The 23,637-nt window shown below is 40.2% G+C and carries 24 protein-coding genes and 1 riboswitch; of the genes, 19 read left to right on the top strand and 5 right to left on the bottom strand.

The window, feature by feature from the left end:
- Positions 1–447 precede the first annotated feature (447 nt).
- From H5187_RS19265 to ung, 11 genes are all read left to right on the top strand, one after another.
- Positions 448–876, top strand: coding sequence for an FKBP-type peptidyl-prolyl cis-trans isomerase (locus H5187_RS19265; protein ID WP_149983394.1), 429 nt, complete (start codon positions 448–450; stop codon positions 874–876).
- A 48-nt stretch (positions 877–924) separates the two neighbouring features.
- Positions 925–1,539: a histidine phosphatase family protein gene (locus H5187_RS19260; protein WP_182798162.1), complete on the top strand. Its 615-nt coding sequence runs from the start codon at positions 925–927 to the stop codon at positions 1,537–1,539.
- Between the two features lie 40 nt (positions 1,540–1,579).
- Positions 1,580–1,705: riboswitch (cobalamin riboswitch) on the top strand.
- 85 nt (positions 1,706–1,790) lie between these two features.
- Positions 1,791–2,627 carry an ABC transporter ATP-binding protein gene (locus tag H5187_RS19255; RefSeq protein WP_220493306.1) on the top strand — a complete coding sequence of 279 codons (837 nt, stop codon included), beginning with the start codon at positions 1,791–1,793 and terminating at the stop codon, positions 2,625–2,627.
- Positions 2,614–3,609 carry an iron ABC transporter permease gene (locus H5187_RS19250; protein WP_182719503.1) on the top strand — a complete coding sequence of 332 codons (996 nt, stop codon included), beginning with the start codon at positions 2,614–2,616 and terminating at the stop codon, positions 3,607–3,609. Before H5187_RS19255 ends, H5187_RS19250 begins: the two co-directional genes overlap by 14 nt.
- A gap of 4 nt (positions 3,610–3,613) precedes the next feature.
- Positions 3,614–4,678, top strand: coding sequence for a nicotinate-nucleotide--dimethylbenzimidazole phosphoribosyltransferase (cobT, locus tag H5187_RS19245; RefSeq protein ID WP_182798161.1), 1,065 nt, complete (start codon positions 3,614–3,616; stop codon positions 4,676–4,678).
- Entirely contained in the window at positions 4,678–5,475 is a 798-nt protein-coding gene (locus H5187_RS19240; RefSeq protein ID WP_182719505.1) for an adenosylcobinamide-GDP ribazoletransferase, read from the top strand. The genes cobT and H5187_RS19240 overlap by 1 nt, the downstream gene beginning before the upstream one ends.
- Entirely contained in the window at positions 5,472–5,999 is a 528-nt protein-coding gene (cobU, locus tag H5187_RS19235; protein ID WP_182719506.1) for a bifunctional adenosylcobinamide kinase/adenosylcobinamide-phosphate guanylyltransferase, read from the top strand. Before H5187_RS19240 ends, cobU begins: the two co-directional genes overlap by 4 nt.
- Entirely contained in the window at positions 5,999–7,501 is a 1,503-nt protein-coding gene (locus H5187_RS19230) for a cobyric acid synthase (RefSeq protein ID WP_182798163.1), read from the top strand. Before cobU ends, H5187_RS19230 begins: the two co-directional genes overlap by 1 nt.
- Positions 7,485–8,084, top strand: a complete 600-nt coding sequence (gene cobO / locus H5187_RS19225) for a cob(I)yrinic acid a,c-diamide adenosyltransferase (protein ID WP_145242905.1) — start codon at positions 7,485–7,487, stop codon at positions 8,082–8,084. Before H5187_RS19230 ends, cobO begins: the two co-directional genes overlap by 17 nt.
- Complete coding sequence (locus H5187_RS19220; protein WP_149983399.1) at positions 8,084–8,941, top strand: cobalamin-binding protein; 858 nt, start codon at positions 8,084–8,086, stop codon at positions 8,939–8,941. The genes cobO and H5187_RS19220 overlap by 1 nt, the downstream gene beginning before the upstream one ends.
- Positions 8,938–9,600 carry a uracil-DNA glycosylase gene (gene ung, locus H5187_RS19215; RefSeq protein WP_145242908.1) on the top strand — a complete coding sequence of 221 codons (663 nt, stop codon included), beginning with the start codon at positions 8,938–8,940 and terminating at the stop codon, positions 9,598–9,600. The genes H5187_RS19220 and ung overlap by 4 nt, the downstream gene beginning before the upstream one ends.
- A 176-nt stretch (positions 9,601–9,776) precedes the next feature.
- On the opposite strand, the gene H5187_RS19210 is transcribed toward ung, so the two are convergent.
- Positions 9,777–9,965 (bottom strand): DUF3545 family protein, encoded by a 189-nt coding sequence (locus tag H5187_RS19210; RefSeq protein ID WP_145242910.1) that lies wholly within the window; start codon positions 9,963–9,965, stop codon positions 9,777–9,779.
- Between the two features lie 177 nt (positions 9,966–10,142).
- Positions 10,143–11,093, bottom strand: coding sequence for a transaldolase (tal, locus tag H5187_RS19205; protein ID WP_145242912.1), 951 nt, complete (start codon positions 11,091–11,093; stop codon positions 10,143–10,145).
- Positions 11,094–11,343: 250 nt separating this feature from the next.
- On the opposite strand from tal, the gene yaaA reads away from it, so the two are divergent.
- The 4 genes from yaaA (at position 11,344) to H5187_RS19185 (ending at position 15,910) form a co-directional block, all read left to right on the top strand.
- On the top strand, positions 11,344–12,123 hold the full coding sequence (gene yaaA / locus H5187_RS19200) for a peroxide stress protein YaaA (RefSeq protein WP_149983400.1): 780 nt from the start codon (positions 11,344–11,346) through the stop codon (positions 12,121–12,123).
- Between the two features lie 100 nt (positions 12,124–12,223).
- Positions 12,224–13,138, top strand: coding sequence for a mechanosensitive ion channel family protein (locus H5187_RS19195; RefSeq protein WP_145242916.1), 915 nt, complete (start codon positions 12,224–12,226; stop codon positions 13,136–13,138).
- Between the two features lie 260 nt (positions 13,139–13,398).
- Positions 13,399–13,593, top strand: coding sequence for a DUF1289 domain-containing protein (locus H5187_RS19190; RefSeq protein WP_145242920.1), 195 nt, complete (start codon positions 13,399–13,401; stop codon positions 13,591–13,593).
- A gap of 307 nt (positions 13,594–13,900) precedes the next feature.
- Complete coding sequence (locus tag H5187_RS19185) at positions 13,901–15,910, top strand: alpha-amylase family protein (RefSeq protein WP_182768262.1); 2,010 nt, start codon at positions 13,901–13,903, stop codon at positions 15,908–15,910.
- A gap of 174 nt (positions 15,911–16,084) precedes the next feature.
- Here the strand turns inward: H5187_RS19185 and H5187_RS19180 are convergent, their stop codons facing one another.
- Positions 16,085–16,408, bottom strand: a complete 324-nt coding sequence (locus H5187_RS19180; RefSeq protein ID WP_149983403.1) for a BON domain-containing protein — start codon at positions 16,406–16,408, stop codon at positions 16,085–16,087.
- Between the two features lie 404 nt (positions 16,409–16,812).
- Complete coding sequence (gene srmB / locus H5187_RS19175) at positions 16,813–18,045, bottom strand: ATP-dependent RNA helicase SrmB (protein ID WP_145237725.1); 1,233 nt, start codon at positions 18,043–18,045, stop codon at positions 16,813–16,815.
- A 76-nt stretch (positions 18,046–18,121) separates the two neighbouring features.
- On the opposite strand from srmB, the gene H5187_RS19170 reads away from it, so the two are divergent.
- On the top strand, positions 18,122–18,820 hold the full coding sequence (locus tag H5187_RS19170; protein WP_182778541.1) for a tRNA1(Val) (adenine(37)-N6)-methyltransferase: 699 nt from the start codon (positions 18,122–18,124) through the stop codon (positions 18,818–18,820).
- A gap of 58 nt (positions 18,821–18,878) precedes the next feature.
- Positions 18,879–20,615, top strand: coding sequence for a DUF4153 domain-containing protein (locus tag H5187_RS19165; protein ID WP_182798160.1), 1,737 nt, complete (start codon positions 18,879–18,881; stop codon positions 20,613–20,615).
- A 192-nt stretch (positions 20,616–20,807) separates the two neighbouring features.
- Here H5187_RS19165 and H5187_RS19160 read toward each other — a convergent pair whose 3' ends face one another.
- On the bottom strand, positions 20,808–21,419 hold the full coding sequence (locus H5187_RS19160; RefSeq protein ID WP_182740692.1) for an SDR family oxidoreductase: 612 nt from the start codon (positions 21,417–21,419) through the stop codon (positions 20,808–20,810).
- Positions 21,420–21,609: 190 nt separating this feature from the next.
- Between H5187_RS19160 and H5187_RS19155 the strand changes: the two genes are divergently transcribed.
- The gene (locus tag H5187_RS19155; protein ID WP_145237712.1) at positions 21,610–22,083 is read left to right on the top strand and encodes a VOC family protein; all 474 of its coding nucleotides are present in this window, start codon (positions 21,610–21,612) and stop codon (positions 22,081–22,083) included.
- A 332-nt stretch (positions 22,084–22,415) separates the two neighbouring features.
- Positions 22,416–23,501, top strand: coding sequence for a DUF4238 domain-containing protein (locus H5187_RS19150; protein ID WP_182798159.1), 1,086 nt, complete (start codon positions 22,416–22,418; stop codon positions 23,499–23,501).
- The last annotated feature ends 136 nt before the right edge of the window (positions 23,502–23,637 follow it).

Raw genomic sequence — 23,637 nt, 5'->3', positions numbered from 1 at the left:
TTCTCGCATTAGGCTCTTTACGTGATAAAGCTAAAAGTTGCTTGGATTTTTCTAAGTTCAATTTAGTAAAAGTAGATAAGTATCAGTGTGCTAATTAGATCACATAATTTGGCAGATTGGTATGAGTTAGCAAGGATTATGTTGGCGGGAAAAGGCAGCGCCAATCATTTACTCTTATACGTATAATACCAATCGACTTAAATATTTAACCATTCTAGCGAGCTAAATAAAGCGCTAACTGCGTTATAAATTAACAACTACATGTCAAAATTTATGCCTTGCTATCACTCTATTTATCTGTCGCTATAAATGGTCAGTAACTTAACACGATTGGTATAAGATCATTTTATTGTTTTGAAAAACTCGCAAACTCACTATAAAACTTGCGTTTAGGCCTCTACCTATGCGATAAAATCATTATATTTATCATACAAATAGTGGGGCTTCATGGCACGTAAAAAAACAACTAAATCAAAAGGTTCATCAGGACTCAATCGTAAAAACAGTGAAAGCTTCATAGTTAAATTTAGTAATCATGCTGATACTCAACTGTGTGCTTCTGGTTTGATGTATAAAGTAATAGATGAGATCTCTGGTGAGCGAGTAACTGACACAGATACCGTGGTCATCAATCAGCGTATTATGCTTGCTGATGGCAGCGTAATAGCTGATAGTTATAAAGCTGGAATGCCTGAAGTATTTACCTTAGATGAGGCAATCGAAGGATTACGAGAAGGTATTTTATTGATGTCGGTTGGTTCTCGCTATGAATTTGTAATTCCTGCAGAGCTGGCGTGGGGGCGCAAGGGGAATGGTGGGAAAATAGGAGCTAATGCCGTTCTACATTTTGATGTGCGCTTAATCCGTTTAGGATGATCATTATGCTATTGTTAAAAGTACTTTTCTTTAATGTAAGAGGGCTTTATGCCGCCATTTTCTAGTCGCGTTTACTTATTACGCCATGGCGAATTGATTGAGCAAGGAGTCTTGGCCGGACATACAGATTTTTTACTCAGTGAACTTGGCCGTGCGCAATTACATCAAGCATGCAATGAACTAACTAATATTGAGCTTGTACAAAGTTCGACTTTGAAACGTTGTAGCGAATTTGCCAGATCTTTTAGCCATGCCCAGCAAATACCACTTTTTCTGACCGATCAGCTCCGAGAGTTTAATTTTGGTGATTGGGATGGCTGTAAATATGATGATTTGTGGCAACAGACGGATTCTCCTGGTCTTGGCGATTTTTGGCAAAGCCCTTGGCAAGTAACCCCCCCTCATGGCGAAAGTATGAGAGATTTTTATCAGCGAATAGCAACGTGGTGGCAAACGTTACTAATTGATATTGAAAGTAATCACACTCAAGCACAATTAGTTTTAACGCATGCCGGAGTGATCAAGCAACTATTAGGTATTATTTGTCAGTTACCAAAAGAGTCGAATCAGCAAAACATATTTTCAATCGGTTATGGGAAGCTTATTTGTATTGATATTTACATAGATGATAGCGATAAAGCATGGCCCAGAATTGTGTTTTAAAAGACTATTTTTAGCCGTCTAGAAAGATATTAATTGAAATATTTACTCACCCGCCCATAATAGAGCCTTATGTATTTTGGAATGGGGTGTAACTCCTCAACTGTTCCCGCAACTGTAAGTCGCAAGCGCGATAAGTCAGATACAAAATACGTTAATTTATTACCTATTGAGCGGGCTAACTCTTCTATTATCACCATGATCATAATGGTTTGTAGTGTATTGGGTTTAGCTATTGCTAGAGAGATAACACATTGCAAATACCAGCAGTAATTGATCCCCCTTTACTTGAAGTAGCTAATTTATCGTGGTCGGTGGCAAATACCGCCATTTTGCACGATATTAATTTTGCAATAAAACCAGGCCAATTTATTGGTTTGTTAGGGCCTAATGGCGCAGGTAAATCAAGTTTATTGCGTTGTTTATACCGTTACACTAAACCAGTGTGCGGTGAGGTTATATTTGCAGGGAAAAATATTTGGCAGCTAAGTGCGGATGAATATGCCAAGCAGGTTGCTGTGGTGCTGCAAGAAACACCTTCGCAATTTAACCTATCGCTTTATGATGTAGTGAGTCTTGGCCTTACGCCGCATAAAAGCTTATTTAGTTCGACAACTAAAAATGATCAACAAATTATTTTTCAGGCGATTGAGCAAGTTGGCTTGAGCCATCATTTACAGCAATCGTTTGATTCCCTTTCCGGTGGCGAGAAGCAACGCGCATTGATAGCACGTTCAATTGTACAAAGCCCTCAATTATTAATTATGGACGAGCCTACCAGCCACTTAGATATTAAATATCAAATTCAATTAATGGAGTTGGCTAAATCGCTAAATGTAACGGTATTAGCGTCGTTCCATGATCTTAATCTTGCAGCAAGTATGTGTGATGAACTACTGGTGATAAAGCAAGGTGAGTTAGTTGCAACGGGTAGCCCAGAATATGTCATCACGGAAGAAATGCTCAGCGAAGTATTTGGTGTCTGTGCCGAAGTCTCGGCGCATCCACAGAGTAAACAATTAAATAAGGTCATTCCGCGTATTACCTATTTTTACGGCTATCAAGGTGGTGGCGTTGATGCAAAAAAATAATTATTTTGCAGTCAGCGTGGCGCTATTTTTTGCCTTGTCGAGCATTTTTATAGCACTTAGCTTTGGTGCTGCGACCAGTAAATTCATTGATGTATACCACAGTATTATAGGTCAGGGAGATGACTCCTTTATAGCGCGGATCATATGGCAACTGCGAATGCCACGAACATTGTTGGCGTTTTTAGCTGGCTCTGGTTTAGCTATTGCTGGTTTAATTTTACAAACCGTAACCCGTAACCCGTTAGCCGACCCTTACTTATTTGGTATTTCATCGGGAGCCTCATTTGGTGTGGTATGTTTTATGACACTAACAGGAGTCAGCGCGGGAATAACAATGTCGGCCGCGGCATTTGTTGGTAGTTTATTGACTATGTTATTACTGGTTTTTATTGCCGGACGAGCAGGTCGCGGACAAGTTGAAAGCATGCTCTTGGCTGGGGTCGCTTTATCCTTTTTATTCAGTGCCTTTACCAGCTTACTTTTGTATTTTAGTGATCCACAGGCGATCACGGCTATTTTATTTTGGACGCTAGGCAGCTTTGCTCGCGCACAATGGTCAACGTTATGGTTACCCGCTTTAGTTATTATTAGTTGCACCGGGCTGATGATGGGTTTTCGTCGGCAACTAAATGCAATGTTACTAGGTGATGAAAGTGCTGCAACTTTAGGAATACCGGTACAGCGGTTTCGGTTATTAATGTTGGTATTGAGCTCATTGATCACTGCAGTGTTAGTGGCGATGTGTGGTGGTATTGGTTTTGTTGGTTTGATGATCCCGCATATAGTACGGTTTTTTGTGTCGCAAGGCACTATTACTGGTTTGATCATGACGGCTTTAGTTGGCGGTATATTTATGGTGTGGGTTGATGTGCTATCGCGTGTTTTACTTGCAAATCAAGAATTGCCAATCGGTGTTATTACTTCTGCAATAGGCAGTATTTTCTTTTTATCGTTACTTTATTTTCGCAAGCGAGAGAGTTAGTCAGATGTTTAATATACCTACAGTAACTAATCAATTTGGTCACCTCATCATTGATAAGATTAACCAAAAAACTAAACCGCTTGGTGCACTTGGACAGTTAGAACAATGTGCAATACAACTGGTTACTTTGTTTAGTCAAAAAGTGGCAAGCGAAGATGCTTTTAAAACCTTTGCACCTACAATCAAGAAGCCTACTTTGCTGGTATTTGCAGGAGATCATGGTGTTGCTGCACAAGGGGTATCGATAGCGCCCAGTGATGTCACTTCACAAATGGTAGCTAATTTTGTCAGCGGTGGTGCCGCTATTAATGTCTTTTGCCAACAGTTAGGTTGGCAATTAGAAGTGATTGATTGTGGTATTTTGCATCCAGTCACAGCGCCAAGTGTCCATAATTGCCGTCTAGGAAGTATAACAAAGCCACTTAATACAGACATGGCAATGAATACCGCGCAGGTACAGCAAGGCTTTAATAATGCTAAACAGCTGGTGCAGCAGCTCAGTCATAGTGGTTGTAATACAATTGCCTTTGGCGAAATGGGCATAGGTAATACCACCAGTGCAGCAGCGATTATGGCAGCTATGCTGAATTTACCTGCACAGCAGTGTGTTGGCAAAGGCACGGGTGTTAGTGATGATATTGTTACGCGTAAAATAACAGTTGTAGAGCAAGCGCTGGTATTGCATCAGTTACATTTAGCAGATCCTATTTCACTACTTGCAGCGTTAGGTGGCTTTGAAATTGTGCATATTACGGGAGCTATGTTGGCTGCGGCTGAGCAAGGCATGGCTGTAGTAGTTGATGGCTTTATTTGTAGTGCTGCGGCAATGGCCGCAATTAATATTAACCCAGCAGTGAAAGATTATTTAATTTTTGCACATTGCTCAAATGAGCAAGGCCATCGACTGATGTTAAACGCACTCGATGTTAAGCCACTGCTGCAACTTGATTTACGCTTGGGTGAAGGCACTGGCGCTGCGTTAAGTTTACCATTATTGCAAGCCGCACTTGGTTTTTATAATCAGATGGCTAGTTTTGCTGATGCTGGTGTTAAGCAGGTTGTCAGTTAATGCCTAACCCAGAGGCAAATAAAGTAACGCAATGGCAGTTACTGTTATTAGCAATTAGCTTTTTAACCCGGCTACCGGTGCAGTTGCGCTTTAATGTAAGCGGTGCTCATTTAAATCAAGCAAGTCGCTATTTTGCTTTAGTGGGTTTACTGCTTGGTGGATTATTAGCACTCAGCTACGGCGTTTTTCAATTACTGTTACCAGCATCAATAAGTGTATTACTAATGATGGCGGCCGGGTTGTTATTAACAGGCGCATTTCATGAAGATGGCTGGGCCGATGTATGGGATGGTTTTGGCGGTGGTTGGCAGGTGTCGCAAAAGCTTGCCATTATGAAAGATAGTCGTCTTGGTACTTATGGTGCAGCGGCATTATTTATTATGCTGCTGGTTAAATTTCAAAGCCTACTCTTTCTTAGTGAGTCATTGATTACTGTATTGAGTGCAATTGTTATCGGGCAATGTGTAAGCCGAGTAGTGGCAACCAGTTTAATTATGGGGATGGAGTATGTAAGTGAAGATGCGACTTCAAAAGTAAAGCCGCTTGCTATGCACCTATCGGTCACTAGTTTAGTTACGTTACTTGTAACCGCCGCTACTTTACTGGTTAGCTTGATTGCTGTTGGTGTATTGTTATGGCAAACCGTATTCATTCTTGTAGCAGTATTACTGATCATAAGAGTCATTTTGATCCGCTGGTTTAAACAGCAGTTAGGTGGTTACACTGGCGATTGTTTAGGTGCGGCGCAGCAGCTAAGTGAAATTGCCATTTACTTAACTTTCGTGAGTATATTATGAACGCTAACCACACATTTATTTTAGGCGGCGCACGCAGTGGAAAAAGCCGCTTTGCTGAACAGCTTGCACAGCAAAGCAATAAAAGCGTTATTTACCTCGCAACGGCGCAAGCCCACGATACTGAAATGCAAGATCGTATAGTCCATCATCATCAACAGCGCCCTGTAGATTGGCCGTTAGTTGAGGAGCCAATTGCATTGGCTGAGGCGTTACAAACACACAGCAGCAAAGATAACTGTATTTTAGTTGATTGCTTAACCTTATGGTTAAGTAACTGTTTATGTCACGCCACAAGTGATTGTTGGGATGAACAGAAATCAGCACTACTAAATACCCTTGAAAATTTACCGGGGCAAGTGATTTTTGTCAGTAACGAAGTTGGCCACGGTATTGTGCCTCTGGGCGAGCTAAGCCGCCGGTTTGTAGATGAATCAGGCTGGTTACATCAAGCCATTGCCGCAAAAGCTGCGCGAGTTGAATTTATAATGGCAGGTCTTGCCTTAACACTGAAAGGGCAGTCATGATGAAAACATTAATGGTACAAGGTACTACTTCTGATGCAGGGAAAAGTACTTTAGTTGCAGCATTGTGCCGGGTATTTGTTGAACGCGGGATCAAAGTTGCTCCATTCAAACCGCAAAATATGGCCTTAAACAGCGCTGTAACAGAAGATGGCGGCGAAATAGGTCGTGCGCAAGCACTTCAGGCGATTGCAGCTAAAGTGGCGCCACGGGTTGATTTTAACCCCATTTTACTCAAGCCCAATAGTGATACTGGCGCTCAAGTGATAATTCACGGTAAAGCCATTAGTAATATGGAAGCAGGTGCTTATCATGATTATAAAAAAGTCGCGATGGATGCGGTACTGGCTTCGCAACAGCGTTTAAGCGAAGAATTTGAGCTACTGGTAGTTGAAGGGGCGGGCAGCCCGGCTGAAATTAATCTACGTGCGGGTGATATTGCTAATATGGGTTACGCCGAAGCGGTTGATTGCCCCGTGGTCATTATTGCAGATATAGATAAAGGCGGTGTGTTTGCGCATTTGGTCGGTACTCTTGCGCTATTAAGCGAGTCAGAACAAGCACGAGTAAAAGGCTTTGTGATCAACCGTTTTCGTGGCGATATAGGTTTATTGCAAGGTGGCCTTGATTGGCTTGAAGAGTACACCGGTAAACCAGTTTTAGGGGTGTTGCCGTATTTACATGATCTCGCCCTAGATGCTGAAGACGCGGTAGCGATAGATAATCAAGTAAGCCAAGCAAAAATAAAAATCGCAGTATTGCTACTTCCTCATATTAGTAACCACACTGATTTTGATGCGCTGCGTTTAAACCCGCAAATTGACATTAATTACATTCGCCATACTCAAGTAATTCCACACGTTGATCTGATCATCATTCCTGGCAGTAAAAATGTTATTAATGATTTAGCCTTTTTAAACAATGAAGGCTGGGGCGAGCAGATTCAGCGTCACTTGCGTTATGGCGGTAAGTTATTAGGTATTTGCGGAGGTTTGCAAATGCTCGGCACAGATATTTATGACCCTGAGGGTGTGGAATCAAGTAAAACACACTGTAAAGCTTTAGGGCTCGCTGATTTTGCCACTCATTTAGGGCAGCATAAAGTACTAACTCAAGCTGCCGGTGTGATCCATCTTGGCGGTCAACAAGCAAAAGTCGCAGGCTATGAAATACACGCCGGTTGTAGCGCAGGCCCAGCATTTAAAAAGCCTTTTTTACAATTTACTCAGCATCCACAGCATGTTGTGCAAGATGGTTTTATATCAGATGATGATTGTATAGCAGGTACTTACTTACATGGCTTATTTGATAGCAGTGCAGCTACGCAACTAATACTGGATTGGGTGTTGCCAAATAGTGGTATTACCCAATTAATAGATATAGACACACATCGCGAGCAGCAATTAACGCGCTTAGCCACGATGTGTAAAGAATATTTAGATTTAGAGAAAATAACGCAAATTTACCAAAACTGGGAAGGAGTTAATCATGAGCGACACACATAACGACAAGCACCAACAACGCCAACAAAAAGTAAAAGATAAAGTTGATGAGCGTATAGCCGCAGCACAAACTGAGAAAGGTGTTTTTCAGGTGATCACCGGTAACGGTAAAGGTAAGTCAACCTCAGGGTTTGGCACGGTAACACGTTGTGTAGGCCATGGCATGAAAGCTGCTGTGTGCCAGTTTATTAAAGGTACTTGGCCGTGTGGTGAGCGTAATGTATTGCAAGGCGCAGGGGTTGAATTTGCCATTATGAACACAGGTTTTACCTGGGAGACGCAAAATAAAGAATCAGATACCGCAGCGGCGCAAGCGACTTGGCAAGAAGCAAAACGTATGTTGGCTGACGAATCAATTAATTTAGTATTACTTGATGAAATTACTTATATGATCACCTACGGCTACATTGATTTAGACGAAGCACTCGAAGTGATCGCTAATCGTCCGCCAATGCAATCTTTAATTATTACTGGCCGTGGTGCGCACCGCAAGTTAACTGACTTAGCTGATACTGTTAGTGAAGTGCGCAATGTTAAGCATGCATTTGATGCTGGTGTTAAAGCGCAAATAGGATTTGATTATTAATGGCTACGCTTAGGCTTGTACTCGTTTTATCGCTGGCTCTGTGCTGCTTTAAGCTCGTGGCTGATCCTAACAAGCAGCAATTAAGAATTATCGCCTTGGCCCCGCATATTGTTGAAAACCTCTATACCATCGGAGCTGGTGAGCAAATCGTGGGAACCGTGGAATATGCTGATTTCCCTGCTGCGGCCAATGATATCCCACGTATCGGTGGTCACCAAGGTATTCAAATAGAAAAGCTACTGGCCCTCAAACCTGATTTAGTTTTAGCATGGAAAACGGGTAGCAAAGCTGAGGATTTAGCACGTGTTAAAAGTTTTGGTATTGATATAATTTACAGTGACGCGAGTGAAGTAGATAAAGTACCCAATGAACTGCGCCGTTTAGGTGAGCTTACTGGACGTGAGCAATCAGCCGAGCAAGCCGCACTTGAATTTGAGCAAAAAATTGCTGTAATCAAAGCCAAGCAGCAAGGTAAAAGTAAGGTCGCGGTATTTTACCAGCTATGGGCAGAACCGATGATGACGGTGGGTAAAAATACCTGGATCAATCAGTTAATCGAAATTTGCCAAGGTCGTAATGTATTTGCTAGCAGCCGAACTGATTACCCTCTGATAAGTATTGAAAATGTGATCGTGGCAAAACCAGAGATCATTATATTGCCTAATGAAAAGTCACAAGCGCAGCAAACTGTGATTGATTGGACACAATGGCCCGAAGTACCCGCGGTAAAGCACCACCAGTTTATTAGCGTCAATGCTGATTTACTACACCGCTTTACCACGCGTATGTTGGATGGTCTTGCTGATATGTGTACTAAAATAGATGATTCACGCGTTGCAATTAAGGAGCCACAATGAGTGATTGGCAAGACTTTTTAAAAACCGAATGTGCAAAAACTTATATGCAGCAGACGTTGGATACAGTTGCTCAAAAGCGCAGCGAAGGTATTGCTGTATATCCGCCAGAGCAGTATGTATTTAGTGCATTTGATGCAACACCGTTAAGTAATATAAAAGTGGTTATTTTAGGACAAGATCCTTACCACGGCGAAGGACAAGCACATGGTTTGTGTTTTTCGGTATTACCAGAGGTTGGTAAACTTCCTCCCTCATTAAAAAATATCTATAAAGAGCTGGCTACAGATATCGATGGTTTTCGCGTGCCTACGCACGGTTATTTACAACGCTGGGCAGAGCAAGGGGTGTTTTTACTTAATACCGTACTGACTGTTGAGCAAGGCCAAGCCCATTCCCATAAACACTTAGGTTGGGAGCAGTTTACCGATAAGGTTATTGCCCATATTAATCAACACTGTGAAGGTGTGGTATTTATTTTATGGGGTGCTCACGCACAAAAGAAAGGTAAAGGCATTGATAGTACGCGTCACCATATTTTAAATGGCCCGCACCCATCGCCGTTGTCTGCGCATCGTGGCTTCTTTGGTTGCCAGCATTTTTCCGCTACCAATCAGTTATTAACACAGCAAGGGCAAACAGCGATCGATTGGCAAGTTTAGGAATTGTAGGTGCGAGTTTATCCCGCGCAGAATGTTAAGCTTGTCGCGATGTAAAATCGCAGCTACGGATGTAGGCGGGGGTTATTATTCTGCGCAGAATATACGTTAACTGATAAAAACAAAGGCCCTTACTTTATCGGTAAGGGCCTTTTAGTTGGTTAGTAGCTATTGCGAAATTAAAAATCTAATTCATCAATCGCAATATTGTCTGTAAAAAAGTCTAGTTCCTGTAGTTCTTTACGTAAACGTTGCTTGTCTTTTAAAGCTTCGATTTCGCGCCATTTTCTCTTTTTATTTTTTTGAGAGGTCTTTCTTGTTGTATCAGGACCTTCTAATATCTCTAAAATATCGTCTAGGCTATCCATGAACTTCTCCTATTGAATTTTTTGAACCTCGAAAATACCTATACCACAGGCCACACTAAAATAGAATAAAAAAGTGACATTTATGTTACAGGTAAGTGATAAATTAATGAATAGAGATTATTTTCAGGCATAAAAAAACGCCGCAAATGCGACGTTTAATTTAAACGATAAAAGCGATTACATTGCTTTAAAACGCGCTTCTAGTTGCTCTTGTGCATCAGCAAAAGAACGAATACCTTCAGCTAGTTTTTCTGTCGCCATGGCATCTTGATTATGTAACCAACGGAACTGAGCTTCAGTTAGTGGTGCAGGTTTAGGCTCTTTAGCAATATCACTTTCAAGTAAATACTCCTGTGCACCTTCAAGGTTGCCTAGCTCTTCTAAAAGGTTAGGACTGATGGTTAGTTTATCGCAACCAGTTAGTGCGATGATTTCACCGGTGTTACGGAAACTTGCGCCCATAACAACCGTTTTATAATCATGGCGCTTATAAAATTCAAAAATACTGCGTACTGATTGCACGCCTGGATCTTGTAATGGATCGGTTGGTTTTTCTAAGCCGTTAGCAACGTGCCAATCTAAAATACGGCCAACAAATGGTGAAATCAAAAATACGTTAGCATCTGCACAAGCACGGGCTTGAGCATCACTAAATAGCAGCGTTAAGTTACACTTAGTACCTTCTTTTTCAAGTTGCTCTGCGGCTTTAATACCTTCCCACGTTGAGGCAACTTTGATTAAGATTTTATCTTTGCTCACACCTTCTTTTTCATAAAGGCTTAGTAATGTGTGTGCTTTAGCAATTGTTGCTTGAGTATCAAATGATAAACGCGCATCAACTTCTGTTGAAATATAACCCGGCACAATGTCACTGATCTCTTTACCTAGTAATACAGCAAAGTAGTCACAGGCTAGTTCTAATTGTTTAGCAGCGTCTTGCTCGGTTTCTTTAGCATAACTCCACGCTTTATCTAAATACGGCTTATAGGCTTCAATTTCACTGGCTTTTAATAGCAATGAAGGGTTAGTTGTTGCATCTTCCGGTTGGTGTTTTTTAATCGCTTCAATATCACCAGTGTCGGCCACGATAGATGAATGTTGTTTGAGCCTTTGTAGAGCTGAAGTCATTTGCTTTCCTCATTCCAAGCAAGTTAAAAGAAAATCTACTGTAACTACCTTATACTGCAGCACTGTGACAGCGCTTAATAGGTCTTATGTCCGTATCAGTGAAGAACGAAGGTGCATAGCATAATTTGCTGTGCGAATAAGGTAGGTATCATACCAATCAATTCTAACTAATTGATATAAACAAAACGTGCTTTTCGTTTCATTTAATGTTGAAATTGACATTAAATAATTTCCAAGTCAATAGCTAACTATGATCACTGTTATTTCACCTGCAAAAAATTTAGATTTCGAGAGCCAAGCAAGCACTGATAAATTCACGCAACCTGAGTTACTTGAGCACAGCGAAGAGTTGATGACGGTGTGCCGCGAATTAACGCCGGCACAAATTGGCAGTTTAATGAAAATTAGCGATAAGCTTGCAGGCCTTAATGCTGCGCGCTTTAGTGAGTGGTCGCAACCGTTTACTACCGACAACGCTAAACAAGCCGTGATGGCTTTTAATGGCGATGTATATGGTGGTTTAGATGCAAACAGCTTAACTGCCGGGCAACTTGATTACGCGCAAAGTCACCTACGTATTTTGTCAGGCCTTTACGGGTTATTAAAACCACTTGATTTAATGCAAGCGTATCGCTTAGAAATGGGCACTAAGCTTGATAACAGCCGTGGTAAAAACCTCTATGAATTTTGGGGCAGTATTATTGCTGATAAACTAAATAGCGTACTCGCTGAGCAAGATAGCCAATATCTAGTAAATTTAGCATCAAACGAGTATTTTAAAGCGGTTGATAAAAAAGCCTTAAACGCGCAAATCATTACTCCACACTTTAAAGACTGTAAAAACGGCCAATATAAAATTATCAGCTTTTATGCTAAAAAAGCGCGCGGCTTGATGGCTCGCTACATTATTGAGAATAAAGTTACCCAGTTAAGTGATTTAAAAAAGTTTACTGTTGATGGTTACTACTACAGTAGCGAAGCGACCCAAAAAGAGCTGGAGCCAGTATTTCTAAGAGATGAACAAAACTAGTTATTAATCTGTTTAAAAGCCCTGCAATGCATGGCTTTTTAGTTTTGGCGCTTATTTTGCAATAACCTGACACTATTTATAAAATAATCAAGGTTAAGCAATGCTAAAAATACCTTCTATCAGCGATGCCGAAAAACTTATTGAAGAAAAACTCGGTGGCTGGTTTGATGTCGTAATAAGTCATATACCTAATTTTATAGTGGCGGTGATCATCGCCATTGTTTTCTCAATTCTCGCGCGTTTTTTAGGTTCGATGATGCGCAATGTTTTACGCCGCTCGTTAGACTCCCAACAAATTGCAGACTTAATGGCATCGATATTCAAGATGATAGTACTGTGTGTTGGGTTATTTGTTGCCCTCGATTTTATAGGGCTAAAAGGCACTGTAACGTCATTACTGGCTGGTGCTGGGATTGTTGGTTTAGCAATTGGTTTTGCCTTTCAAGATATGACCGAGAACCTAATAGCTGGTATTGCTATGGGTATTCGCAAACCCTTTAAAACAGGCGATGTTATAAAAACCGATGATGTGTTTGGCAATGTGCGCTCAATAAATTTGCGTAACACGCTTATCGAAAACTTTTATGGGCAACTGATTTTAGTGCCTAACAAAATACTTTTTCGTAATGTATTACGTAATTACAGTACCTTAGGTGTACGCCGCATTGAAGTGCCGGTGGGCATTTCATATGGTGATGACCCAGAGCTGGCAGCTGAGGTGATAGTTAAAAAAATCAATGAATTTGATTTTGTAATTAAACAAGACGAAACCGCTGTTTATGCTGAAGGGTTTGGCGACAGTAGTGTCAACTTACTGGTGTGGTTTTGGATCAAATACCCCGGCGAGGCAGACTTTATGACCGTACGCCATAAAGCAATTGTGGCAGTCAAACAAGCGCTAAGTGACGCTGATATTAGTATTCCATTCCCAATTCGCACCCTTGATTTTGGTATTAAAGGCGGTGAAAAACTCGATGCGATGATCACTGAAAAGCGCCAGCACTCAGAACAATAAATGGTTCTATCAACAGGTAATATTTACCTGTTGATAGTGCTAATTTACACAAATTTACAGCTGGTAATACAGTTGTTGATTGGCGCATATTTACCAGTATTAAGTTTTCTACTGATAGACAGCATTTATGGCGAAGCATCAAAACAAGTAAAAGGCAGTGGTCATAGTTTAGTTATCGCTAGCCGATTATCTACTGCACTTATTAGACACGAGCTAAAACTAAGGCTAGTGTCTAATAAGTAAAGTCGAAGGTAAAATTAATGAATAACATTAAAGTGAGCAATGAAGAACCAAGTAGCCCATGTATTCGGCATTGTTGTTTGGATAAAAACGATACCTGTATCGGTTGCTTTAGAACCCTTGATGAAATTCTCGCGTGGCACAGTGCAAGCCCTGCACAAAAGCTGCAGGTTCTTAATGAATGCCAAAATCGCAAAAACGCGCAACATAAATAATCACTTTGTAGAGCAAACTGCAGTCTGAAAAAGCTAACCCCAAACTTCAAGATTTCGTAATAAAGATAAAAACCGTATACTAGTTTTTACTGCTCTGTACTGCCCGTTAATAAACACTCCAACACACACAAAGAATAAGTTAGCGATACACTCGTGCCACTGCATTTGTGCTAAGCATCCATAATCGATGGTGTTTTTGAATTTTTGATTGCATACGTATTCAATTTTCATTTTGTGAGAATCCCTCTACTGTTAATTCTTTGTAAATAAATAATACCTATTACTTGACAACACAACGGAACACACAATGAAAATTAAAAAAATAGTAACCACTATTGGGCTAAGTATTGGCCTAAGTGCTACGTCGATTGCAAATGCAACACCAACAACATTCGTCCATCTATTTGAATGGAACTGGCAAGATGTAGCCCTCGAATGTGAACAATACTTAGGACCTAAAGGCTATGCTGCGGTACAGGTATCGCCGCCTAATGAACATATACAAGGCAGCCAATGGTGGACGCGTTATCAACCTGTCAGTTACCTATTGCAAAGCCGAGGCGGTAACCGCGAGCAGTTTATTGATATGGTTAATCGCTGTAATGCCGCTGGCGTTGATATTTATGTAGATACTTTAATCAATCATATGGCTGCAGGCAGTGGTACAGGTACCGCTGGTAATACCTATGGTAATAAACAATACCCAATTTATAGCCCACAAGACTTTCACACCAGTTGCACCATTAATGGCTCTGACTACGGCAACGATCGTTACCGAGTACAAAACTGTGAGTTAGTTGGACTAGCAGATTTAGATACCGCTGCAACGTATGTCCAAAACACATTAGCGGCTTACATTAATGAATTACAAGCCATTGGTGTTAAGGGGTTTCGGTTTGATGCCTCTAAACATGTTGCAGCCAGTGATATTCAAAGTTTAATGGCGAAAGTGAATGGCTCGCCAGTGGTCTTTCAAGAAGTAATTGATCAAGGTGGCGAGGCTGTTGGTGCCTCTGAGTATTTAGCGTCAGGTTTAGTTACGGAGTTTAAATACAGCACTGAACTTGGCAATACCTTTAGAAATGGCTCGCTCGCATGGTTAAGTAATTTTGGTGAAGGGTGGGGGTTTATGCCAAGTGCATCAGCTGTAGTATTTGTAGATAATCATGATAATCAACGCGGTCATGGTGGTGCCGGTAATGTAATTACCTTTGAAGATGGCCGCTTGTACGACTTAGCAAACGTATTTATGTTGGCTTACCCGTATGGTTATCCAAAAGTAATGTCTAGTTACGACTATCATGGTGACACAGATGCTGGTGGTCCAAGCGTACCTGTGCATAACAACGGTAATTTAGAATGCTTTGCGAGTAATTGGCAATGTGAGCATCGTTGGGCATACATTGCAGGTGGCGTAGATTTTAGAAATAATACGGCTGATAGCTGGGCAACAACCAATTGGTGGGATAATACTAACAATCAAATAGCCTTTGGTAGAGGAAGTTCAGGTCATGTTGCCATTAATAAAGAAGGCTCAACACTCAATACCACCGTGCAAACAGATATGGCTCCAGGGCAATACTGTAACGTGCTAAAAGGAGCGCTGAGTAATGATGCAACAAGTTGTACTGGTGAAGTTATTACTGTTAATGCAAATGGCACTATAAACTTAAATGTAGCCGCGTGGGATGCAATGGCTATTCATAAAAATGCCAAGTTAACCACTAACTCAACCCCTGATCCTCAGAGTGATTGGCAGCGAACTGTGATATTTATTAACGCACAAACGCAAACTGGCCAAGATATGTTTATTCGCGGCGGAATTGACCATGTTTATGCAAACACAAACCTTGGGCGTAACTGCCAAACAAGCAACTTTGAATGTGCTATGCCAATTCGCCATAATAATTTGCAAAGTGCCACTACCAGTCCTTGGAAAGCAAACGATAATTACCTAGATTGGTATGGTATTGAAACGGGCCAAAGTAGTGAGGCGCAAGGGACCGCAACCGATTGGACAACTAATATTTGGCCAGCAACTTGGGGAGCAGAAAAAACCGTTGCTAATGATGGCTTTGGTGTTACACCACTGAATATTTGGGGTGAACATTATTGGCTGCTTGATGTTGATATGGATTGCAGCAAAGCGGTTAATGGATGGTTTGAGGTAAAAGCGTTTATTAAAAATGGTCAGGGCTGGGAGGGCAATATCGCGCAAGCAACCCCCCCTTATGCTAGTACTAATCATGTTGCTCAATGCGGCAAAATTAATAAATTTGAGTTTAATAATTCAACGGTAGAAATACGCAATTTCTAATTTTATTACAGATAAATCCCAGCTAAACCATAAGTATGCGTTTAGCTGGGATTTTACTTTGTAAGTCATGTTCTGGAGATTTGCGTTTTCTGTGTTTTAAGTAAACCTAAGTTGAATCACCAGAAAATCAGTTGCTTTAACTCTTTAATCTTTAGCCTAGCAGCTTTAAACTCTTCAATCTCTCACCTGCATTTTATTTTCAATAATTGCCACACCTTGGGTGTTTTCTAAAAACTTTTGTGCCAGTGCGCGTTCAAAGCCGGTTTCGGTTAGACCATAAATGGCTACTTTGTTGCCATCAACGTGTACTCGCAGTTGCGAGAGGTTTAGGTTTGGATTGCTACGCAGTTTATGAATTATAGTCTGCTGTAGTGTTGGTTGAGGAGAAACGCTGCTGATCATAATTGTACTAGTGGCTGCACTGACTTGCGTTGCGCAGGCGAGTAAAAATACACAGCAAAGTGATACCAATGATACAGTTAATTTGAAGCGGTCCATGATTTCCCTCATAACATCTATTGTATGTGTTTAGTGAATAGTAAGCTTACTGTTACAATATTTATTCCAACTTTAACGTATTGAAATTGAAGGGGTATTTTAAGTTCGGGTAATGTTTTTGGAATTTTTTACATTCAACTGAGTAAAAAGTACGGCGATTAGCTAACTAATTTAGATTTGTAGTTGCTGTTTAGTGCAGCTATAGCGATGCAATATATTTTTTGTTAAGTGATGGTCGTAGCTGCAAGTTTGTAATGAGCAAGCTAAATGGGGAGCACAAGATAATTAATTTGCATGACTGCTATGAGAGGGTTTAATAACTTACTGCGAGTAGGTAAAACTGAATGTAAAAAGCCGAGACTATGATAAGTCTCGGCTTTTTATGTGGCGTTAAAGCAGATGAATTATTTCTTTTTCTTGGCTTTAGCTTTGGCCTTTTTACGGGCTTTGATTTTTACCGGATCTTTATGTTTTTTGATTGGCGCTTTAGCTTCTTTATGACGCGGCTCAAATCCTTTAACAACACGGCGTTTAAGGCGCAGCTCAATGTAGCGTTCAATTTTTGCTAATACTGCAATGTCATGGGCTTCTACTAACGAAATTGCAATGCCTTTCTTACCTGCGCGAGCAGTGCGGCCAATACGGTGAACATACACGTCTGCTGTGCGTGGCATATCAAAGTTGATCACATGACTAATATCAGCCACATCAATACCGCGGGCGGCAACATCAGTCGCAACTAATATTCTTGTACGGCCACTGTGGAAATTTTCCATTGCCTTCATGCGTTTGTCTTGTGGCATCTCGCCACGTAACCAGGCTGCGCGAACCCCAGCATTGGTCAGCTCGCCGACTAATGTTTCTAGGCGATCACGGGTTTTAACAAACACAATAGCTTTGCTTAAGTCTTCACTGTTTAGTATTTCAACCAACATTGCTAATTTATGGTTGTAATCATCAGCAATGTGTACCCATTGGTGGATTTTAGCTTTTTCTTTACGTGAAGATTCAGCTTCTAATAGGGCTGGATCTTTTAAAATTTGCTCTGCAAATCGTTCAACGCTATCGCCTTCAAGAGTGGCTGAGAATAAAAAGCACTGACGACGATTTTTTGCTTCTTCACAAATACGCATCATTTCTTTACGAAAGCCCATGTCTAACATGCGGTCTGCTTCGTCTAAAATAAGCATCTCGACGTTTTCGGCATGAAAGTTTTCGGTTTCTAAATATTCCATTAATCGCCCTGGTGTGGCGATTAATATATCGTTATTTTTTTCAAAAATTTCTTTATGCGTACCGTAGTTAATACCGCCAGTAACAACACCAATTTTAAGGTTAGTGCCTTTAGCAAGTAGTTCACACTGTTCATGAATTTGATAAGCTAACTCGCGCGTTGGAGTCATGATCAAAACACGGGCAAAACCAGGCTCGCGACGCGGGAAATCAAGTAAGTATTGAATCGCCGGGATCAAAAATGCCGCTGTTTTACCAGTACCGGTTGGTGCAGAGGCTAAAATATCACGGCCTTGCAGCGCTTCAGGGATCGCTTGTTGTTGAATGCTAGTTGGGGTTTCGTAACCCATTTTAGCAACGGCTTGTAGTATCTTGTTATCAATATCAAAATCAGAAAATTGCATAGAGTGTCAAAAATAGAGGACAATTGCTGGTAATTATACGCGCTATCCGCCAGTTGGTGAATGAAAAGGTGAAAAAATGTCAGGCTTTGTGTTTAAACAATTTAAAGTAGCGCAAACGCGCAGTGCGATGAAGGTCTCGACGGATGGAATTTTACTCGGTGCATGGGCTGACTTAACTACTTCACAGCGGTTACTTGATATTGGCACAGGTACTGGGTTGTTGGCATTAATGTGCAAGCAACGCAAACCAACTATGCAGGTTAATGCTGTTGAAATTGATGCCAATGCATGTGCTGATGCGCAGCAAAATTTTACAAATAGCCCATGGCCCGATATTAAATTGATGCAAAAAGCTATTCAGCAAGTAACCACCACAACTGAGTTTGATGTTGTGATCAGTAACCCTCCGTATTTTAATGCCAGTTTAAAAGGGCAGGACTTAGCTCGTAATACCGCACGTCATACAGATAGCTTAAGTTTTAGTGAGTTAATCACTGCATTCAAACACCTTAGTCACCAAAATGCTTTTTTAAATGTGATTCTACCTTGCCCAGAAGCGCAGTTGTTTATTGCACAAGCGCAATTACAAGGTTTGTATTTAGTGCGCCATTGTTTAGTACAAACTACTGCCACTAAAGCGCCGAGCAGGAGCTTAATGTGCTTTGCTTATCAGATGCAAGAATGCGAGCTGACCAGTTTAACGATTCATGGCCAAGGGGCTCAATATAGCGATGAGTATATAGCTTTATGTAAAGACTTTTACTTGAAAATGTAATCATCATTGAATAAAAGGTACATTTATCGCACACTGATGAAAAACCTCGGTGATAGATATGGATAATCAACTACCTAAACCTTTTATTTTTGTACTTTCCTTAGTGCAAGGCATTGTTCTTACTTTGTTATATCGTAGTGTTGAAAATCAGCTATGGCCTGCGACAGAGCCAGTTTGGTTGTTTTCTTTAGTTACTTTTACCATTAGTTTTGTGCTACTGACTTTACTTGCTGTAGAGCAAGCTAATATTAAAAAACTGCTTAGTTACTTGTTACCATTTAGTCTGTTGTTATCACTCCTTGGTGCTTATATTGGTGCTCAGCAATACCCTATTGCGCTGGTTAATAACGATGCTTTAACGGCCATTTTTATATTCACAGCCTTAATTGCCAGCTTTAAAGCACTTATGTATATCCAACAACTGATTGATAATGAAGCAATTAGTTATAGCCAATTATTCAAGCTCTCATGGCGTAACTTTATTTTATTTGCAGAGTGTTGGTTATTCGTTTTAATTTTCTGGGGAATTTTGCAGTTAGGAGCGGCGCTATTTAATGCGTTAGAGATTACATTTTTCTCTGAGCTACTCAAAAAAGACTGGTTTTGGATCCCAACTTTAACCTTAGCGTTCGGTTTTGCCACGGTGATCTTTAGAGGGGTTATGCATATAGAAGATAACATCTCATTTTTATTGCAAACCTTGATTAAGTTTTTACTGCCAGTACTTACGGTTATTTCTTTAGGCTTTTTAGCGACGCTACCGTTTACGGGGCTAGATAAATTATGGCAAACAGGCAGTGGTAGCTCGTTAGTTTTATGGTTACAGGTACTCACTTTATTTTTTGTGAATACGGTTTATCAATACGCTGCTGATCAGCGACCTTATAAAATTGTAATACATAGGTTAGTATTTTTTGGTATTGCTTTATTACCAATTTACAGTGTGATTGCCGCTTATGGCATTTGGCTTAGAGTTGAACAATACGGGATCACGGTGGGTCGCTGCTGGGCTATTTTAGTGTGTCTTTTACTTGCGTGTTTTTCATTCGGGTATTTAGTCGGGATCGTTAAAAAGCGCGATGCATGGCAACAAGTGCAAAGCAAAGTTAATATTGTGATGGGGGTAGTGATTTTAATATGCATGCTACTAGTGAACTCGCCAGTTTTGAATTTTCAGCGTTTATCTACCGAGAGTCAAATCGCGCGCTTAAATGAAGGTGACGTGAGTATTGAAGAATTTGATTATTATTACTTCTCAAGTAATTTAGGACGCCAAGGCTATCTTGCAATGCAAAAGTTACAAGCGCAAATTCAGAGTATTCATCCAGAGCAAGCAATGATCATTGAGCGAATGTATGTCAACCCAGATAATCCAGAGTTTGAGGCTTTAGCCGAGCAAACATCAATAACAGAGTTTGTTACGCACTCGATGTTTTGGCCTAGGCGGCAGGTGTTTTCGGATGAGTTAATTCAGGCTGTATTCGAGAGCTTACATTTCAACCGCTGGACACCGCTTAAAAGTCATTCATTTTATTTTATCGCCATAGATTTAAATCAAGATGAACAACTCGATTATGTATTTATAGATGAAACGAATCACTCTACTGAAGCTAATCTGTGGTTGCATGATGGCACTCAATGGCAATCAAAATACATGACTATCGATAATCCCGAGCAAATTAAATTACTAAAAACACTGATTGATGCAGATAACATTGAGGTTGCACAACCCAAATATAATGATTTGAAAATTGGCGATGTGCTGTTTAAAGTCAGGAGTAATATTGATTACTAAACAGGGTTTAAGGTCAGAGTGTTCAAAATATTAGTTGGTAATTCAATATAAAGTTCAACGCTATAACGTTTAGCGTAATACATTGAATCACCAAACTAATAAATATTGTTAGGCTAAGTAACAGCAGGAGCATACAGAAAATTATTCTGCTATAGCTCCTGGTATTTCTGTAATTACAGCCAGATACAGGCTTTAATTGGCATCAAATAACTCAAATATTCGGTTGTCACCAGGAGCCGTTTTTACCACTTGCAACAAGGCATTTGCCACGTTTTCACGGCTGACTTTTGCATCTTTACGTTCACTTGGCCGTTGTGTGGTGATTTGCAATGAAGCACTGTCGTTGGTAAGTGAACCTGGGCGTACAATAGTATAATTTAGGCCGCTATTGATTAGATGTTCGTCAGCCATATGTTTAGCAACTAAGTAAGGTTTTAAATCGCTTTCTGTTGCATCAGGATCATCTGCGCCAATCGAACTGACCATAATAAAGTTTTTAATATCATATTGCTTTGCATAATTTACGGCTTTAACCGCAGCCCATAAATCAATTAATAATGTTTTATCATCGCCGGTATTTCCGCCAGAACCGGCAACAAAAATTACCTGTTCGCAGCCTGCAAATGCTTGGCTAAAGTCACCCTCGAGATCTTGCTCAGTTACGCTGAGGTAGGGACTGCTTAAATCGCTTAACTTATTTTTATCACGTACGAGAGCGACAACCTGATGCTGATCATTAAGTAGTAACTGTGTCGTTATTTTACCAATCTGGCCACTTGCGCCTATGATTAATGTTTTGCTCATCATTAACTCCTTCAAAAAATAGCTAAATTGCTCACTGTGTTTATAGACCTTGGGGGAGATATTTATTTTTAAAGGGCTAGAACCACTTTATTACTTAAACCAGAGTATTTAGTTTTCATTTTTGTAAAGCTGACTTTCAGCTGATATCGACTAACCTTTATTTAATAAGGTCACATATTTGGAGCGTAAAATGACGGTTTCAGCAATACCAAAGGGGTATCATGCAATTACTCCTTACTTGATAATTAACGGCGCAGCAAAAGCAATCGAGTATTATGAGAAGGTATTTAATGCCCAGCTCATTATGCAAATGCCGCTGCCAGATGGCGGGATTGCTCACGCAGAAATTAAAATTGGTGATTCGCATATTATGCTTTCAGATATGTGCCCTGAAGCGCATTTTAAAAGCCCTGATGAGCTTGGCGGCACGCCTGTGAGCTTAATGCTTTACGTTGCAGATGTAGATGCCGTATTTGCTAATGCGGTTGCCTTAGGTGGTAAAGAAATACGCCCAGTACATGACCAATTTTACGGTGATAGGGCCGGTACATTACAAGACCCATTTGGCCATGTATGGACAATAGGCACTCATAAAGAAGACCTTAGCGATGACGAGATTAGTCAACGCATGGTTGATCTGATCAGTAAAGAAGAAGACGCATAAATTATAGTGGCTGATATCTGATCTCATAGTTTTGAAAAATAGGTTTATATTTCATCTGAAAGACAGCTATGAGCGAGAAGCAGCCATTAAAAAAGTTAAATTTATTCCTGTGTTTTGAGTAGAAATCTAATTTTGTCCAATAACATTATTAAACGCCGTTTTGGGGCAAAATAACATGCTTAATTTCTAGATGTTTTAATTACTTGTTTACAAAGGTAATTATTGGTGAAATTATCAGGGTATGTAATATACGTCGTTTTGGTGTGTTATAAACCACCAAAATGGTGTTCAATAAGCTGTTATAACTCTTCACATTGGTTTAACTGAATACCATGGCAAATAATAAAAAACATCATTTTGTCCCCCAATTTTATTTGAAGAACTTTTCGTGTGATGGGAAAAGTATAAGCCTTTTTAATAAGAGATCCGTTAGAAAAGTATTTTCAGCAGGCATTAAAACGCAGTGCTATCGTGACTACTTTTATGGAAAAGACTTAAAGTTAGAGAACTGGCTAGCTAAAGTGGAGGGGAAAGTAGCAAATGTTTTCAAAAAAATTATAACTTCTCAAGCTATACCAGAGCGAAAAGATGAAATGTATGAAGATTTATTGTTATACATTGCGATACAAGCTTCAAGAACAACATATGCTGCGGAAGAAATGTCTCAGGTAAGAGATTTATCAAGTGATAAACGTTACTCATTAAATGAAAGTGAATCAGCTCATACTGCACTTCAATATGCCATGCGTATGCTACCTGCGTATTACAGTTTAAGTAGTAAACTCATCATAAATCATACGAAAGAAAAATTTATCACTAGTGATAATCCTTGTGTTTTTTACAATATATTAACTGAAAAATTAAATATCAGTGGTGGTTCTCACGTTAACTCATTAGGCCTGAAAATTTTCCTGCCAATTTCTCCTGAGCTGATGCTCGTATTTTATGATCAGAGCACATTTAAGTTAGGAAGCAAAAAAGTTCGGCAAATTGAGTTGAATGACTTATCTGATGCAGTTGCATTAAATAAACTTCAATTTGTATCATGTGAACAAAACATCTACTTTAAAGACAAAGCTTACGACCCTATGAAATTGCATCACGCAATAAAAAAATATTACAAAGTTCAGAAGCTGGAAGTACTAGGTAAAACTTCAAAATATGGTGTGAACGCCAATAGGGTAGATACCCGAACCAATTTAAAGCTATCCATTTTGACTTTAAAAAAGAAAGCAAGACTAATCTTAAAGTCTCGTGATGAAAAAGCATTCATGGAAGGTCGCGATACAGAACTGACAAATCAGTATATCCAAATGTTTAATCAGTCTCTTAAAAGTGCTAATAATGATTCTGATTTTCATGAAAGGTGCTTAGAATTAGCCAAATTTAAAAGTATGCAAATGTTAGAAAAGGGCTAATTTACAGAGTTATAATCGGGTAGCCGGAGGTCTCTAACCTCCAGCCCCCACACCACCCATCATGCGGGTCCGCAATGGGCGGTTCATCTCCCGTAATGAATATTGATCCAAATACCTCTCAGTGACACTAAACCTT

This window comes from Pseudoalteromonas sp. SG44-1 (assembly GCF_014164315.1).
Classification (GTDB): domain Bacteria; phylum Pseudomonadota; class Gammaproteobacteria; order Enterobacterales; family Alteromonadaceae; genus Pseudoalteromonas; species Pseudoalteromonas rhizosphaerae.
This window is presented reverse-complemented; position numbering and strand designations above follow the sequence as displayed.